The following is a 15605-nucleotide window of genomic DNA, read 5'->3' on the forward strand; positions in this document are numbered from 1 at the left end:
GTTCTACATAGATTTATGCAACTTAGTAGAAGTAGCTGACACTTTTTGATATGTAAGCTAGTCTGAAATTCGGTATTTATAGTTCAGCCCCTCCATTGATTAAAAGAATATAAAAATTGGACCGATTTTTTCTTGGTCCAATTTTCCTTTATGAAGAAAAGTTTGTTCAATAGCAGTGGATGATGATTATTTGATATTGCTCAGCTCTTAGAAGCGAGTCTGGTCTAGGGCCCAGCACCAGTATTATGAAAAATAGTGAGCATAGGGTATTGAAAAATATGATATACTATGTGCAGGTAGGTATGATATATGAAGAAACGATTATTAAATGTTATTTTTCTGCTTTCTGTTACTATGCTGTCTGCATGTACACCCCAAGAAGTGGGTAAGCAGTTAGAAGGAATTCAATCCATTATTTTCCAAAAAGACAGCCAATTAGAGGCAGAATTAGAAAAACTAAAGGAAGAGGTTAGAGTCAACTATTACTATCAGCAATTAGACAGTGACCAAGAGCGTCGAGTCTATCTTCAGTTTGTTAATGGTTTAAAGAAAGGTGAGAAAACAATTACCATTGATACAGAAGAGGAAGAAGTCTATACCCGTGTCTATTTTTCTGTTGCAAATGATTATCCGGAATTTTACTGGCTGACAGATGAAATGTCTGACGGAATTAGTCTATCGGATTTGTCCCTGCCAGGCTATCCCAAAGATTATAAAGAGATCATGAAGAAAGTGGAGGATACAGCTTTTGATATTCTTTCCATGAGTCCACAGGGTTCAGACTATGAAAAAGTTAGGTATTTCTACGAGTACATCATCAATCAAACAGATTATGATGTTGATGCACTGACAAATGATAGTTTGGCTTGGAAGAGGCAGTCTGTCACTAGCGTGTTACTTGATAGAAAATCTGTCTGTGCTGGCTATAGTAGAACCTTTCAGTATTTATGTAAACTTTCTGATATCGAATGTATTTATGTTTCTGGTATGGCTAGGGATGTAGATGGAACAGAGTTTGGACATGCCTGGAACCTTGTTAAAATTGCTGGGAACTTTTATGGTGTAGATACAACCTGGGGAGACCCTGTTTTTGATGCGGCAATTGGTGGGGAAGAGAATCAGGATATTTCTTATGATTATCTTTGTGTTACTGACCAACTGCTTGAAACGAGTCGAGTAGCAGATCGTGACCTCTTGTCCTACTGGGGAAATGAGTATCCATATCAGTCTCGTGTACTTTCTTATCCTGTTTGTGATGATAACTCCTTGAATTACTATGTAGTCAACAATCAATATTTTGAAAGTTTTGACAAGGAACAAGTATTAGAATCTATTTCTAGACAAGTGACAATGGGGAACCAGAAGGTAACTATGCAGTTTTCTGATAGTGCCTTACTCGAACAAATGCTACAATTCATTGAGTCACAGGACTTAAGTATTTTTCAAGCGTTTGGAGAATATGTTTCGACCTATCAATATTCTAGTAATGAGCAAACTAATACACTCCAATTAACAAATTGGGAATAAAAAAAGGAAACCCGAAGGTTTCTTTTTTTTATTAAGCAAGTTTTGATGCAAGACGTGCTTTGTCGCGACTTGCTTTGTTTTTGTGAATCAAACCTTTAGTTTCTGCTTTATCGATTGCTGAGCTAGCAGCGCGGAAAAGCTCTTCAGATGGGTTAGCTTCAAATGCTTTAATTGCAGTACGCATAGCTGATTTTTGTGCTGAGTTTTTCTCGTTTTGTTTAACGTTCAATTCAGCGCGTTTGATAGCTGACTTAATGTTTGCCAATGGTTTCACCTCCACCCTTTCTTGTACTAACTATACCATTATATCTGAAAAGATAGGTTTTGACAAGTGAAATTTATTTTTTTAGATAAATTTTATCGATTTCGTGGTTTTCAGCCTTATGAAGTATGATGTCGGCTCTGTTTCTCGTTGGCTCAATATATTTTTCGAGGTTGGCGAGATTGATATTTTTCCAGGTGTTTTGTGCAATGGCGATGATTTCTGGATAGGTCATTTGCGTAAAACGATGATAGTAGTTGCTAGGGTCGTTTTTGGCCAATGTCAACAATTTTTGAAATCGTTCCAAGTACCAGCTTTCGATGTGATCCACATCAGCATCGACGTAAATGGATAAGTCAAAGTAGTCACTGACATACAGACGTTGGTTCTGTGGATTTTGAAAAACATTAATTCCCTCAACAATTAGAAAGTCAGGTGCTTTGATTTCTTGCATCTGGTCGGGTACGATGTCATAAATCTCATGAGAATAGACAGGGATTTGACAATCGTAACCATTTTTTATTTTATCTAGGAAATCAATCAATTTTTCCATATCATAGGATTCAGGAAACCCTTTTTTATTCAGCAATTGTCGTTCTTCCAAGATTGCATTTGGGTGGAGGAAACCGTCGGTTGTGACTAGTTCAACTTTAGCATGTTTAAAGGTACGGGCGATAAGAATCTGTAGAAGTCTGCTTGTTGTTGACTTGCCAACGGCTACACTTCCAGAAACCCCAATAATAAATGGTTGCGGTTTGATAGATTTTTGCAGGAAGAGGCTCTTGGTGAAATTGAGGTCCTTTCGAGCCTTCCGATAAATATGAATGAGGTTGATTAAGGGAAGATAGATATCAGAAACTTCGTGTAGTTGTACGCGGTCATTAAAACTCTTAATAGAGTTCAATTCATCTTGACTTAAAGGTATTGTTGTCTTTTTATGAAGCTGTTGCCAGGTAGAACGGTCGATTTCTTCAAAATTTAAAAATTCATTCTTCATAGTTTATTCTTTCTAATAGAAGTAAGCGTTTTACATAATACTTACATTTTATCATATTTTCCAATCTTGCAAAACTCTTGAAAACGTTTTTAAGAAATGGTATAATCGGAGTATGTCTAATATGTATTATGAAAAAAATCCAAGTGTAGCACATGATATTCATGAACTCCGTGTCAGCTTACTAGATACTCAGATGTCTTTCTTAACAGATGCTGGTGTATTTAGTAAGAAAATGGTTGATTATGGAAGTCAGGTGCTTTTAAAGTCCCTTGATGTTGCGAAGGGGAAGACTCTCTTGGATGTAGGTTGTGGCTACGGACCTCTGGGATTGACCTTAGCAAAAGTCTATGACCTAAATGTTACCATGATTGATGTCAATAGCAGAGCCTTAGAGCTAGCCGAGAAAAATGCTGAGAAAAATGGTGTTTCTGCGACGATCTTTCAATCTGATGTCTATGAAGCAGTTGAGGGTAGTTTTGATTATGTGATTTCTAACCCTCCCATTCGAGCTGGTAAGTCAGTTGTGCATGAAGTGATTACAGGTGCCAAGGAACATTTGGTTGACGGCGGGAGCTTAACCATTGTCATCCAAAAGAAACAAGGGGCACCGAGCGCTAAAAAACGGATGGAAGAAGTGTTTGGGAATTGCCAGATTATTAAAAAAGATAAGGGATACTATATCCTTGAAAGTGTGAAAGAATGAGAGCAGTTGATTTAATTCAGAAAAAACGTGATGGCTTGGAGTTAACTACTGAGGAAATTCAGTGGTTGATTGATGGCTATGTGGATGGCAGTGTACCAGATTACCAAATGTCAGCTTTGGCGATGGCTATCTATTTTAAGGGAATGTCCACAAGAGAGATTTCAGATTTGACCATGACTATGGTGCATTCGGGTGAGGAAATTGACCTTTCAGCGATTGCAGGTGTTAAGGTTGATAAGCACTCAACTGGCGGTGTAGGTGATAAGGTTACCTTGATCTTGGCACCACTTGTAGCAAGTTTTGGTGTTCCTGTTGCAAAGATGAGTGGTCGAGGTCTGGGCCACACAGGTGGCACACTTGATAAGTTGGAATCCATTAAGGGATACCAAATCGAAGTAAGTCAAGAAGACTTTATCAAGCAGGTGCAGGAAACAGGAGTAGCTGTCATTGGTCAATCGGACAATCTGGTTAAGGCTGATAAATTACTTTATGCCCTGCGTGATGTGACGGCAACTGTGGATATCATTCCTTTGATTGCAAGTTCGGTCATGTCTAAAAAGATTGCGGCTGGTGCCGATGCCATTCTTCTCGATGTAACGGTTGGCGAAGGTGCCTTCATGAAGAACATCGAAGATGCGCGTGTTCTGGCACGAACCATGGTGGACCTTGGAAAAGCAGTTGGGCGCAAGACAGTAGCTGTCTTGACAGATATGTCCCAGCCGGTAGGGACCTCCATTGGTAACCGCTTGGAAATTTTGGAAGCCTTGGAAATTCTTAAGGGAAATGGCAGAGCAGATGTGACAGAATTTATCTGTGAATTGGCTCAAATCATGCTCAGTTTGGCGAACGTTGAAAAGTCAGTCGAAGAAGTTCGTCAGCATATTGATAACGGAGCAGCCCTCAAGAAATTTGAAGAAATGGTTGTAGCTCAGGGCGGAGATTTGGAAGATTTGTACCGTCCGGTTCAAGTTTCTATTCAGGTTGACGTACTCTCTGATGAAGATGGTTACATCGTTGGACTTCCAGCCTTGGAATTCGGACTATTTGCTATGAGAATTGGTGCTGGTCGGGCTGTTAAGACAGATGATTTGGACTATGAAACAGGAATTGTCTTCCATAAGAAAGTCGGAGAAGCGATTGCCAAGGGTGAAAAAATCGCAACAATTTATGCAAATGAAAATATTTCGGAAAATTTGCTTACAAATTTCAAGAAAAATGTTAAAATAGATAAAGTAAGTGTAAAAACGAAAGAAATCATCGAGATTATATCATAATGTACGGAGAAAGTATGAAACTTAATAAATATATCGATCATACCATTTTAAAGCCAGAAACCTCTAAAGAACAGGTTGCTCAGATTTTGGCAGAAGCCAAAGAATATGACTTTGCTAGTGTCTGTGTCAATCCTACTTGGGTAACCTACGCAGCCCAAGAATTGAAGGATAGTGACGTAAAAGTTTGTACCGTCATCGGCTTCCCTTTGGGTGCAAACACACCAGCTGTTAAAGCCTTTGAGACAAAAGATGCTATTGCAAATGGTGCTGATGAAATCGATATGGTCATCAATATTGGCGCCTTGAAAGATAAAAATTATGACCTTGTTTTAGAAGATATTAAAGCAGTTGTCGAAGCGAGTGGTGACAAACTTGTCAAAGTTATTATCGAAACTTGCCTTCTAACAGATGAAGAGAAAGAAAAAGCTTGTGAACTATCAAAAGAAGCAGGTGCAGATTTCGTCAAAACTTCGACTGGTTTCTCAACAGGAGGTGCCACTGTGGCAGATGTAGCCCTAATGAGAAAAACGGTTGGACCGGATATGGGGGTTAAAGCTTCTGGTGGAGCTCGTTCTTACGAAGATGCCATTGCCTTTATCGAAGCTGGGGCTAGCCGTATTGGTGCATCATCTGGCGTTGCAATCATGAAAGGAGAAAAGTCGGATGGCGACTACTGATTTAATTGATTTATCTGTTGAAGTTAGTAAAAATGCCTATGTCCCCTACTCTCGTTTTCCAATTGGAGCAGTACTAGTTGCTAAAGATGGTCAAGTATTTACAGGGGTAAATATTGAAAATGCCAGCTATGGCCTGACCAACTGTGGTGAACGAACAGCTATTTTTAAGGCAGTCTCAGAAGGCGTTACAGACTTTTCAGAACTGGTTGTTTACGGTGAAACAGAAAAACCAGTATCTCCTTGCGGAGCTTGCCGTCAGGTGATGGCAGAATTTTTTGAACAGGATCTAAAAGTGACCTTGGTCGCTAAAGATAAATCGACAGTCGAGATGACAGTCGGGGAATTACTTCCGTATTCTTTTACAGACTTAAAATAGGTTTGTAAAGCAGTCTTTAGGCTGTATCATTTCATCACTGCAACTTTTTGTTGCCAAAGAATTTTTTAGGAGGGTTCAGAAATGAACAAGAAACTTGTTGGCTTGGGTGTTGTATCTTTAGCAGCACTTACTCTAGCTGCCTGCGGTAGCCGTACTTCAAATAACTCATCATCAGATTCAGCTTCATCTTCAGTAAAAGCTGCAATCGTTACTGACATCGGTGGTGTTGATGACCGTTCATTCAACCAATCAGCTTGGGAAGGTCTTACTGCATGGGGTGAAGAGCAAGGATTTGAAAAAGGTAATGGCTATGACTATTTCCAATCTGCAAGTGAATCTGACTATGTCACAAACCTAGATTCAGCTGTTTCAGGTGGTTACAATCTAGTATTCGGTATCGGTTTCGCCTTGGAATCTGCAATTGCTGAAGTTGCTCCAAACAATACTGATACACATTATGTAATCGTAGACTCTGTTGTACCAGATCTTGATAACGTAGTTAGCGTTGGTTTCGCAGACCACCAAGCTTCTTACTTGGCAGGTGTTGCAGCAGCTAAATCTACAAAATCTAACCACGTTGGTTTCATCGGGGGTATGGAAGGTGTCGTAATCGACCGTTTTGAAGCTGGTTTCGTAGCAGGTGCAAAATCTGTAAATCCAGATATCAAAGTAACAGTTGACTACGCTGGTTCTTTCGGTGATGCTGCTAAGGGCCAAACACTTGCTGCTGCACAATATGCTGCTGGTGCAGATATTATTTTCCATGCTTCAGGTGGCACAGGTAATGGTGTATTTGCGGCTGCTAAAGCTGAAAATGAGACTCGTAATGAAGCTGATAAAGTATGGGTAGTCGGTGTTGACCGTGACCAATCTGCAGAAGGTGAATATACATCTAAAGATGGCAAAGCTTCAAACTTCGTATTGGCGTCAACAATCAAAGAGGTTGGTACTGCTGTTAAAGATATCGCAACTAAAGCAGTTGCTGGAGAATTCCCTGGCGGTACTGTAGTTCAATTCTCATTGAAAGACAAGGGTGTAGAATTGGCTGAGACTAACCTTTCAGAAGATGCTTCAAAAGCTGTAGCAGATGCAAAACAAGCTATCATTGATGGTAAGGTAGAAGTTCCAGAAAAACCATAAGAACATTCTTTTGAATAAACTTTTTCCGAATCGGCGGCCGAAATCGGTCGCCCTTTTCGGAGCTGAGAATTTTTCTCAGTAAAGCCTATTACTATCTAGTAGGTTTTACTGACAAAAATGATAGTCAGAAAGGAAGAAGATTATGACTAGGGATAATGTCATTGAAATGCGCAATATCACCAAGATTTTCGGTGAATTTGTCGCGAATGACCACATCAATTTACATGTCAGACGAGGTGAAATCCACGCCCTTCTCGGTGAAAATGGTGCTGGTAAATCAACTCTTATGAATATGTTGGCAGGTCTTTTGGAGCCTACTAGCGGAGAAATTGCAATTAACGGTGAAGTTGTATCAATTGACTCGCCTTCTAAAGCTGCCCATCTAGGTATCGGTATGGTGCACCAGCACTTTATGTTGGTTGATGCTTTCACTGTTGCTGAAAATATCATTCTTGGTTCTGAAACAACAAAGGCAGGTATGATTGACCTCAAAAAGGCCATTGCTGAAATCAAAGAATTGTCTGAGCGTTACGGCCTAGAAGTTGATCCGACAGCTAAGGTGGCAGATATTTCTGTCGGAGCTCAACAGCGCGTAGAGATTTTGAAGACCCTCTATCGTGGTGCAGACCTCTTGATTTTTGACGAGCCAACGGCTGTATTGACCCCTGCGGAAATTGCAGAGCTTCTCAAAATCATGAAGAAATTGATTGAAGAAGGCAAGTCTATCATTCTGATCACTCACAAACTGGATGAAATTCGTGCTGTTGCGGATCGTGTTACTGTTATTCGTCGTGGTAAATCCATTGAAACAGTTGATGTCGCGGGTGCAAGCAATGAAGACTTGGCTGAGTGGATGGTTGGACGTTCTGTATCTTTCAAAACAGAAAAAATCCCTTCAAATCCTAAGGAAGTTATTCTGTCTATCAAGGATTTGGTAGTAAACGAAAACCGTGGCATTCCGGCAGTTAAAGGCCTTAACCTTGAAGTACGAGCTGGAGAAGTAGTTGGTATTGCTGGTATCGATGGAAATGGACAGAGTGAGCTTATCCAAGCCATTACAGGGTTGCGTAAGGTTAAATCAGGTTCCATTACCATCAAGGGTGAGGAAGTAGTTGGTAAAACACCTCGTAAAATCACTGAGATGCAAGTAAGCCACGTTCCTGAAGACCGTCACCGTGATGGCTTGGTATTGCAAATGTCTGTTGCAGAAAATATTGCTTTGCAGACATACTATAAAGAGCCAAACTCTAAGAATGGTATTCTGAATTACAATATTATCAATGAAAAGGCACGTCAGCTAATGGAAGAGTTCGATGTGCGTGGTGCCAGTGAGTTAGTTCCTTCTAAGGCCTTGTCAGGTGGTAACCAGCAGAAAGCCATTATCGCCCGTGAAATTGACCGTAACCCAGATCTTCTCATCGTGAGCCAACCAACTCGTGGTTTGGACGTTGGTGCTATCGAATACATTCGTAAACGTTTGATTGCAGAGCGTGATAAGGGCAAGGCTGTTCTTGTTGTTAGCTTTGAATTGGATGAAATTTTGGATGTTTCAGACCGCATTGCTGTTATCCATGACGGTACTATTCATGGTATCGTCGATCCTGCGACGACAAATAAGCAGGAGTTGGGTGTCTTGATGGCAGGTGGAAAATTAGAGAAGGGAGAAAGTCATGCCTAAGAAATATCACAATGTGGCCCTTCCATTTTTGGCAGTATTTTCTGGTCTGTTGTTAGGTGCCATTATCATGCTTGTCTTCGGTTATGACCCAATTTGGGGCTACGAAGAACTATTCTATTCAGCTTTTGGTAATGTGAAATCAATCGGTGAAATTTTCCGTGCTATGGCACCACTGATTTTTACCGCTTTAGGTTTCGCAGTGGCTAGTCGTGCTGGTTTCTTCAACGTCGGTTTGCCTGGTCAAGCCTATGTGGGCTGGGTATTCGCAGGCTGGTTTGCCTTGTCAAATCCAGATTTGCCCCGTCCAGTTCTTATTTTAGCGACAGTAGTTATTGCTATGATTGCCGGTGGTATAGCTGGTTCTATTCCAGGTATCTTGCGTGCCTATCTTGGTACCAGTGAAGTTATCGTCACAATCATGATGAACTACATCTTGCTTTACTCATGTAACTATATCATACGTGAAGTATTCGCTGATGATTTGATGAAGAATACGGATTCGACGATCAACGTTTCAGCCAATGCTTCCTATCAGACAGAATGGCTCCGTGCTTTGACAGATAATTCGCGTATGAACCTGGGGATCTTCTTTGCAATTATAGCTGTCTTGGTCATCTGGTTCTTGTTAACTAAAACAACTCTCGGTTTTGAAATTCGTTCAGTTGGTTTGAACCCAACGGCATCCGACTACGCAGGTATGTCAGCTAAACGTACCATCATTCTTTCAATGGTTATCTCAGGTGCCCTTGCGGGTCTTGCTGGTGCCATCCAGGGTCTTGGTACCTTCCAAAATGTCTACATTCAAAGTGGTAATTTGGATATTGGTTTCAACGGTATGTCTGTTGCCCTCTTGGCTTCAAACTCACCGCTCGGTATCCCATTGGCAGCCTTCCTATTCGGTGTTCTCTCTGTTGGGGCACCAGGTATGGTTCGTGCCCAAATTCCACCTGAATTGATAAACGTTGTAACAGCGTCTATCATCTTCTTTATCGGTGTGAAATTTATCTTTGAGCAATTGCTTAAAGCAAAAAATAAAGCGAAAGGAGCGAAATAAGATGAATATTTCCATTCTTGCCTTACTCATTTCGCAGATGTTAATCTATTCAGCACCCCTGATTTTTACCAGTCTTGGTGGCGTATTTTCTGAACGTGGCGGTATTGTAAACGTTGGTTTGGAAGGGATCATGGTAATTGGTGCTTTTGCCGGCGTTGTCTTCAACATTGAATTTGCTGAAACCTTTGGTAAAGCAACTCCTTTGTTAGCAATCCTAGTTGGTGGTTTAGCAGGTGTCTTATTTGCAGCAATTCACGCTATGGCTACCATTAACTTCCGTGCAGACCACGTTGTATCTGGTACGGTGTTGAACCTTCTAGCTCCAGCCTTGGGTGTCTTCCTTGTCAAAGTTATCTATAACAAGGGACAAACTGACAGCATCACTCAGTCATTCGGTAAGTTTTCATTCCCAGTATTGGCTGATATTCCGGTTATTGGAGATATTTTCTTTAAGAATACGAGTTTGATGGGCTATGTTGCTATTGCAACTGCATTCCTGGCATGGTTCATTCTCTATAAGACTAAGTTCGGCCTTCGTCTTCGCTCAGTTGGTGAGCACCCACAAGCAGCTGATACACTTGGTATCAATGTTTATGCTATGCGTTATGCAGGTGTATTGATTGCTGGTTTCCTTGGTGGTGTTGGTGGTGCAGTTAGTGCCCAATCCGTAAACATCAACTTCTCAGCAACAACAATCGTTGGCTCAGGTTTTATTGCCTTAGCTGCAGTTATCTTTGGTAAGTGGAACCCAATTGGTGCCATGTTAGCTAGTCTTTTCTTTGGATTATCTCAAAGTTTGGCAGTAGTTGGAAGTCAGCTTCCAGGTTTGAAAGATATTCCGACAGTATATCTACAAATCGCACCTTACCTTATCACAGTCGTAGCTCTCTCTGCCTTCTTTGGAAAAGCTGTTGCACCAAAAGCTGATGGTGTTAACTATATCAAATCAAAATAATATAATAAAAGAACTCCCAGCACTTTGCAGTTCTCCAAAAAGTTTGTAAATAAATAATTTTTGGAAGGTAAATGCATGTTGGGTGTTCATTATTTTATCAAAGGAGGTAAGTCAGTATGCGTCGCCTAGTTTTGAATATTGCAATGAGTTTGGACGGTTATATCGCTCGAACAGACGGGAGTTATGATTGGATTGAAGGCCATGGTACTCGTCAGTATGATACTAGTTTGCAGTTTGATAATGCTGGATTTTTTGCAAGCTGTGATATGGTCATTATGGGGCGTAAATCTTTAGAGGATTGCCCGCTTGAGATGATTGAGGGATATCAGGAAAAACAATTTATAATTGCTAGTCGTAATGCACAAATTGACTATGATAATGTTCGTTTTGTGAATGATATTGTTCCGGAAATTGAACGCTTGCGCTCTTCTGAGGGTAGCGATATTTGGCTTTTTGGAGGTGCAAATTTGGTTCAAACCTGTCTTAAAGCGGGAGTGGTTGACCATCTTATTGTCGGCATCATTCCAACCATACTTGGAGATGGAATAGCACTTTTTGATAGACTGTCCAAAGAACAGAAATTGATTTTAGTAGAATCAACAGTCACTGATGGCATTGCCATGTTACGGTATGATATTAGAAAATAGAGCCGTTTATCTGAGCCTGACATAGATGGCTTTTTCTGTCTAGCTTAATTTTACAAATTGGGGTTCTAAAAGTTCCTACAGCCGAACGCGTGCCACTTGATGTCTTTGTTTATTGGTCGCTTCCAGTTTGACGTTGGAATAAGGCAATTCCATGGCGTTCGTGATGTAAGTTTTATATTTTAGAAATGTTTTAAAAACAGTTTTAAAGACAGGATTGACAAGGTCCAGGTTGTCTTCTAGAAGCTCTAAGAAATATTTCGAGTTCATCTCTTGGAAATGGAAGAGAAGGATCTGATAGAGTTCGTAATAGAATTTCAGTTCCACAGAGAAATTCACTGTCTTCTGGACAACCTCTCTCGGTGTTACTGTTTGCCCAAAAGTGCGGGAATAGAAGCGATTCAGCGACAGTTTACGGCTATCTTTTTGGAGTAAATCAGTCCAGTGGACTGATTTAGCCTGAGCCTAGAAATAGGAGAGCGAAGTTCCAGTAGCGATTCTGGGAACTGTATTCTTGAGATTTTCTAACGAAATGATTCATAATTTGAATACGGACACGGTTCATAGCACGGCTCAGGTGTTGGATAATGTGAAATCTATCAATGACAATTTTAGCTTTTGGGAGTGAAACAGTCTGGGAATAGACTGTTTCAGCCTGAGTCTAGAGATAGTATAGCGAAGGGACTAGCTATTTTGTAGCCAAAGCATGGTCACGACCTCGACAGTTTCTCTGACCTCCCTAGAATACTTGTAGAAATAGTTCTTGATGGTGCTTTGGCAGTTGCTGTCAAGAATGGTCACAATCGATCTCGTCTCAAAATTCTGAGCAATAAAGGCGAGTTTTCCCTTGTTCCGACTAAATTCATCCCAGCTCAAGACTTTTGGCAATTTCGTAAAATCATGCTCAAATTGAAACTGAGCCAGTTTCCTCTGGACGACCGATACGGAGATATGTAATCTTCTAGCGATGGCTATATTGGTCATATTTTCTGTATGGAGTTGTGTGACTTTCTCCCAAATAGGTTGGGAAATCTGACAGTTTTTCTTGACTAGAGCTGCCTCAGCTACGGTCACTTTTTTGCAAGATTTGCGCTGAAACCGGCGTTTTTTAAGCAGGAGGAATGTTGGAAACCCCAGACAATCTAAAATAGGGATTTTTGACGACTTTTGAAAATCGTACTTGATACATTTTCCTTGACAATAAGGACAACGAGAACTGTAATCTCTACAGTGGATTCACCCACTACAGTCTTATAGAGCCAGATAAAAAGGAAAGGTTCGCCTTTCCTTTTGTGTTGGCTTTTATTACTAAGTGAAATATGATAAAATGGACTATCTGATAAAGTAGATATAGAAATATGGGAAAATTCTGTCAATCCTGTGCGATGTCCTTGAATTTGCATCTTAAAGATGTTAGAGAAACAGAAGTAGGTGGCAGTTTATCAGGTATTTATTGTTTTAATTGTTATGGCAATGGTACATTTTGGAACCCAATATAAAATTTGAACAAATGCTTGAGAAAGGCAAGAGTGCCAATTCAAATGGGAAGGGAATGCAGTTGTCAAATTTTTGATGAAAGCAAGTTACCCAATGATGCTGAAGATAGCAGAAAGATGGAAAAATAGAATATTTTCCAGTAACTAATAAGAATAAGATAGTTCAGAAAGGATACTTATTGTGCATTACAAACACTTATTATTCGACCTAGACCACACACTCCTTGACTTTAATCATGGAGAAGAAGTTGCTTTGACGCAATTTCTAGAATCCATGCAAGTGGAGGATATTGTGGCTTTTAAAGAAGTATACCGCCCCCTCAATCAAGGCATGTGGAAGGACTTAGAGAAAGGTCTCATCACTAAAAAAGAGCTGATTAATACACGATTTTCAAAAACATTTGCGCATTTTGGTCGTCTAGTGGATGGTCAAGAAATGGCCCTCTGCTATCAGGAATTTATCGGTCAACAAGGGCAGATTTTTGAAGGTGCAGACCGACTGCTTCAAGAGTTGGTCGAACTTGGCTATCAGCTCTATGCTGCTACAAATGGAGTGACCTATATCCAGGAAAATCGTCTCCTAAACTCACCTATTCTACCCTACTTTGAACAAGTTTTTATTTCGGAGAAGATGGGGACCCAAAAACCTTCGGCTGATTTTTATGAAAAAATAGCAGAGCAGATTGGCTGTTCGGATATGGCTAAATTTCTCATGATTGGCGACAGCTTGACGGCTGATATCCAAGGAGCCAATAATGCTGGTATAGACTCGGTTTGGTATAATCCAAATAAACTTGAAAATAATAGCCATGCCCAACCAACCTATATCATTTCAAACTATAAAGAATTACTTGATTTACTAAAGTAATAATTATTGTGTTCAATAAGGCATGTTTAAGTAATGAATTGTAAACTATATTTTAGGTTAATCAAGTGGGTTATTAACTGAATGTAACGAATGGAGGGTAAGGTGAAGAACTTACTGAAGAAAATTCATCTGGAACAATCTTTAAAAGAATTACGATGGTTTGACATTCTGATTTTAACAGCGATTATTTGGGGTAATTCAATTATCACATCGACTCAAATGTGGAGTGCATCCTTCTCAGCAACAGAAGCAGTTGATGCAAGTGTCAGCTCCTTTAGTTCATCCGATGACTGGTGGGCTATTGGGAATGAAGCAAAACTGTTGGTCATTGCCTTGATTTATCTATTTATTCGTCATTTTGATGTCAAACAACTGAAAATCCAACTTCATTGGAATGTACTTTTGTGGGCTCCTGCCATCTTCTTAGGTGCTGGATTGTTCAGTGATTTGGCATTTGATTTTTATGATTTGTTTCCAAGTTTGACGGATAATTTTACTTATTTAGGGTATTTGCCACACTATGATTGGAGCATTTCGACAGTTATTGACAAATTCGCTTCACTAAGTCTCAGTCGTGTTTTGTTTTCATTGATGAATGGATTCTATGAAGAATTCTACTTCCTCGGTTTACTGCTTAGTACCAATAAAACGTATCGACCATGGATACTCATATTTTCGACGATTGTACGAGTTTCTTTTCATACTTACCAAGGACTACCGTCTGCACTTGTTATTGGAATAGTTTTCGGTTTATTCTATTACTTCTTGTACACACGTAAGAATGATAATCTCTTACCGTTTTTCTTAGGTCATGCATTTGCAGATATGGTAGGTACGAGTTTTTTCTATCTATTTGTGGCGGGTTAAAAAGAAGCTAGACTTTTCTTAAATTTATTAAGAAAGTCTAAGCTTTTTCTTTTTGTGATATTACTTTCTTTAAAATTAAAAATATGCTATAATTGTAGCGTGTATATCACAATAAAATAAAGGAGTTTTTTTATGAAAAAGATTGATTGGATTGAATATTTCGAAGCTGTCAATGGTCGTTCACCTGAGGAGGCAGAAATTGCGGCAGCCTTAGCAGCAGGTGAGTTTGAAGAGGAAGTGGTAGAAACTACTGAGGAAGTAGCTCAAGAACAAGTGTCGGTAGTACAAGAACCTACCCAATCCACCCCTCCTGTGCAAGAATCTACGGTTCAACAGCCTGTGAATGGTGCGGTTCAACAACCAGTAGCCAATCAACAAGTGTACCAACAACCTGCTCAGCCATCTGCATTTGGTATTTTCTTTAAGCAGTTCCGTGATTGGATTTGGTCTGCGGTAAAAGCACCTACATCAGTAGCAGCACAGTCGCATAAGTATAATGGTTGGGTCTCTTTGTTCTTGATTGCTCTTTTTGCAGGTTTGACAATTTATATTCCCTTAAATGGAATTGCTTCAGGAATGAATGGTTTCACGAGCGGTTTGGCAGGCTTATTCAATGGTGAATTTGGCTACGGTTCTTATGGTTATCAAGCACCACAGTTCAGCCTCGGTTTGGATATTTTGTTTAAGAGCTTTATCGGTATTTTCTTAATTATTTTCTCAATTGTACTTGCAGGCTTTGTTGTAAAACGCTACATCTATAAAGAAGAACAATATACGTTTGCTTATACGCTTGAGTATTATGGACGATTATTTGCGGTAAATGCTTTCCTATATGCTATTGCAGCGGTTGCTTCGCTTCTTGGCTTGTTTACTATTTCAGGAATTGCTAGCTGGTTGGCCCTAACTGCTATGAGTGCAGCTAGTGTTTATGCCTTGGCAAACTTTAAAAATACTAGCAATATGGATTCTTTCTATCGCTATATCCTTGCTATATTTGTCAACGGTTTGATTATTTTTATTTCAACATTAATTGCATTTTCTATTATTGGAAGAATGTTCTTGGCTGGTCTCTTTTAATGAGTAGGAG

Annotated in this window: 16 protein-coding genes and 1 pseudogene; 14 read left to right on the forward strand and 3 right to left on the reverse strand. The window is 39.9% G+C overall.

What is annotated here, in order from left to right; translation table 11 throughout:
• Window positions 1-309 precede the first annotated feature (309 nt).
• Window positions 310-1527, forward strand: coding sequence for a transglutaminase domain-containing protein (locus NF418_RS00505; RefSeq protein ID WP_256777960.1), 1218 nt, complete (start codon window positions 310-312; stop codon window positions 1525-1527).
• Between the two features lie 31 nt (window positions 1528-1558).
• Here NF418_RS00505 and rpsT read toward each other — a convergent pair whose 3' ends face one another.
• Both rpsT and coaA read right to left on the reverse strand, forming a co-directional pair.
• Complete coding sequence (rpsT, locus tag NF418_RS00510) at window positions 1559-1807, reverse strand: 30S ribosomal protein S20 (protein ID WP_012027069.1); 249 nt, start codon at window positions 1805-1807, stop codon at window positions 1559-1561.
• A gap of 58 nt (window positions 1808-1865) precedes the next feature.
• Window positions 1866-2786, reverse strand: coding sequence for a type I pantothenate kinase (coaA, locus tag NF418_RS00515; RefSeq protein WP_256777961.1), 921 nt, complete (start codon window positions 2784-2786; stop codon window positions 1866-1868).
• Window positions 2787-2898: 112 nt separating this feature from the next.
• Here coaA and NF418_RS00520 point away from each other — a divergent pair, with 112 nt between their 5' ends.
• From NF418_RS00520 to NF418_RS00560, 9 genes are all read left to right on the forward strand, one after another.
• Window positions 2899-3489: a class I SAM-dependent methyltransferase gene (locus NF418_RS00520; protein WP_256777962.1), complete on the forward strand. Its 591-nt coding sequence runs from the start codon at window positions 2899-2901 to the stop codon at window positions 3487-3489.
• Entirely contained in the window at window positions 3486-4763 is a 1278-nt protein-coding gene (locus NF418_RS00525) for a pyrimidine-nucleoside phosphorylase (RefSeq protein WP_256777963.1), read from the forward strand. The genes NF418_RS00520 and NF418_RS00525 overlap by 4 nt, the downstream gene beginning before the upstream one ends.
• A 14-nt stretch (window positions 4764-4777) precedes the next feature.
• Complete coding sequence (deoC, locus tag NF418_RS00530; protein ID WP_256777964.1) at window positions 4778-5440, forward strand: deoxyribose-phosphate aldolase; 663 nt, start codon at window positions 4778-4780, stop codon at window positions 5438-5440.
• Window positions 5427-5816, forward strand: a complete 390-nt coding sequence (locus tag NF418_RS00535) for a cytidine deaminase (protein ID WP_256777965.1) — start codon at window positions 5427-5429, stop codon at window positions 5814-5816. The genes deoC and NF418_RS00535 overlap by 14 nt, the downstream gene beginning before the upstream one ends.
• 81 nt (window positions 5817-5897) lie before the next feature.
• Window positions 5898-6956 carry a BMP family lipoprotein gene (locus NF418_RS00540; RefSeq protein WP_256777966.1) on the forward strand — a complete coding sequence of 353 codons (1059 nt, stop codon included), beginning with the start codon at window positions 5898-5900 and terminating at the stop codon, window positions 6954-6956.
• 142 nt (window positions 6957-7098) lie between these two features.
• Entirely contained in the window at window positions 7099-8634 is a 1536-nt protein-coding gene (locus NF418_RS00545) for an ABC transporter ATP-binding protein (RefSeq protein WP_105109424.1), read from the forward strand.
• Window positions 8627-9688, forward strand: coding sequence for an ABC transporter permease (locus tag NF418_RS00550; protein WP_105109423.1), 1062 nt, complete (start codon window positions 8627-8629; stop codon window positions 9686-9688). Before NF418_RS00545 ends, NF418_RS00550 begins: the two co-directional genes overlap by 8 nt.
• Window position 9689: 1 nt before the next feature.
• Window positions 9690-10643 carry an ABC transporter permease gene (locus NF418_RS00555; RefSeq protein ID WP_171998878.1) on the forward strand — a complete coding sequence of 318 codons (954 nt, stop codon included), beginning with the start codon at window positions 9690-9692 and terminating at the stop codon, window positions 10641-10643.
• Window positions 10644-10759: 116 nt separating this feature from the next.
• Window positions 10760-11290 carry a dihydrofolate reductase family protein gene (locus NF418_RS00560; RefSeq protein WP_256777967.1) on the forward strand — a complete coding sequence of 177 codons (531 nt, stop codon included), beginning with the start codon at window positions 10760-10762 and terminating at the stop codon, window positions 11288-11290.
• Between the two features lie 65 nt (window positions 11291-11355).
• Here NF418_RS00560 and NF418_RS00565 read toward each other — a convergent pair.
• A pseudogene (locus tag NF418_RS00565) lies at window positions 11356-12523 on the reverse strand (transposase).
• 149 nt (window positions 12524-12672) lie between these two features.
• Here NF418_RS00565 and NF418_RS00570 point away from each other — a divergent pair.
• The 4 genes from NF418_RS00570 (at window position 12673) to NF418_RS00585 (ending at window position 15595) form a co-directional block, all read left to right on the forward strand.
• The gene (locus NF418_RS00570) at window positions 12673-12786 is read left to right on the forward strand and encodes a zinc ribbon domain-containing protein (protein WP_256778055.1); all 114 of its coding nucleotides are present in this window, start codon (window positions 12673-12675) and stop codon (window positions 12784-12786) included.
• A 178-nt stretch (window positions 12787-12964) separates the two neighbouring features.
• The gene (locus NF418_RS00575; protein ID WP_256777968.1) at window positions 12965-13651 is read left to right on the forward strand and encodes a YjjG family noncanonical pyrimidine nucleotidase; all 687 of its coding nucleotides are present in this window, start codon (window positions 12965-12967) and stop codon (window positions 13649-13651) included.
• 102 nt (window positions 13652-13753) lie between these two features.
• Window positions 13754-14518 (forward strand): CPBP family glutamic-type intramembrane protease, encoded by a 765-nt coding sequence (locus NF418_RS00580; RefSeq protein WP_256777969.1) that lies wholly within the window; start codon window positions 13754-13756, stop codon window positions 14516-14518.
• 132 nt (window positions 14519-14650) lie between these two features.
• Complete coding sequence (locus NF418_RS00585; protein ID WP_256777970.1) at window positions 14651-15595, forward strand: DUF6574 domain-containing protein; 945 nt, start codon at window positions 14651-14653, stop codon at window positions 15593-15595.
• Window positions 15596-15605: the final 10 nt, after the last annotated feature.

Source organism: Streptococcus suis, from assembly GCF_024509555.1.
Lineage (GTDB): Bacteria > Bacillota > Bacilli > Lactobacillales > Streptococcaceae > Streptococcus > Streptococcus suis_AD.

Bases quoted from the DNA above. Each gene is read 5' to 3' on its own strand.
- NF418_RS00505 (WP_256777960.1), top strand. From the start codon at position 310: ATGAAGAAACGATTATTAAATGTTATTTTTCTGCTTTCTGTTACTATG.
- coaA (WP_256777961.1), bottom strand. From the start codon at position 2,786: ATGAAGAATGAATTTTTAAATTTTGAAGAAATCGACCGTTCTACCTGG.
- NF418_RS00520 (WP_256777962.1), top strand. From the start codon at position 2,899: ATGTCTAATATGTATTATGAAAAAAATCCAAGTGTAGCACATGATATT.
- NF418_RS00525 (WP_256777963.1), top strand. From the start codon at position 3,486: ATGAGAGCAGTTGATTTAATTCAGAAAAAACGTGATGGCTTGGAGTTA.
- deoC (WP_256777964.1), top strand. From the start codon at position 4,778: ATGAAACTTAATAAATATATCGATCATACCATTTTAAAGCCAGAAACC.
- NF418_RS00535 (WP_256777965.1), top strand. From the start codon at position 5,427: ATGGCGACTACTGATTTAATTGATTTATCTGTTGAAGTTAGTAAAAAT.
- NF418_RS00540 (WP_256777966.1), top strand. From the start codon at position 5,898: ATGAACAAGAAACTTGTTGGCTTGGGTGTTGTATCTTTAGCAGCACTT.
- NF418_RS00545 (WP_105109424.1), top strand. From the start codon at position 7,099: ATGACTAGGGATAATGTCATTGAAATGCGCAATATCACCAAGATTTTC.
- NF418_RS00550 (WP_105109423.1), top strand. From the start codon at position 8,627: ATGCCTAAGAAATATCACAATGTGGCCCTTCCATTTTTGGCAGTATTT.
- NF418_RS00555 (WP_171998878.1), top strand. From the start codon at position 9,690: ATGAATATTTCCATTCTTGCCTTACTCATTTCGCAGATGTTAATCTAT.
- NF418_RS00560 (WP_256777967.1), top strand. From the start codon at position 10,760: ATGCGTCGCCTAGTTTTGAATATTGCAATGAGTTTGGACGGTTATATC.
- NF418_RS00570 (WP_256778055.1), top strand. From the start codon at position 12,673: ATGTCCTTGAATTTGCATCTTAAAGATGTTAGAGAAACAGAAGTAGGT.
- NF418_RS00585 (WP_256777970.1), top strand. From the start codon at position 14,651: ATGAAAAAGATTGATTGGATTGAATATTTCGAAGCTGTCAATGGTCGT.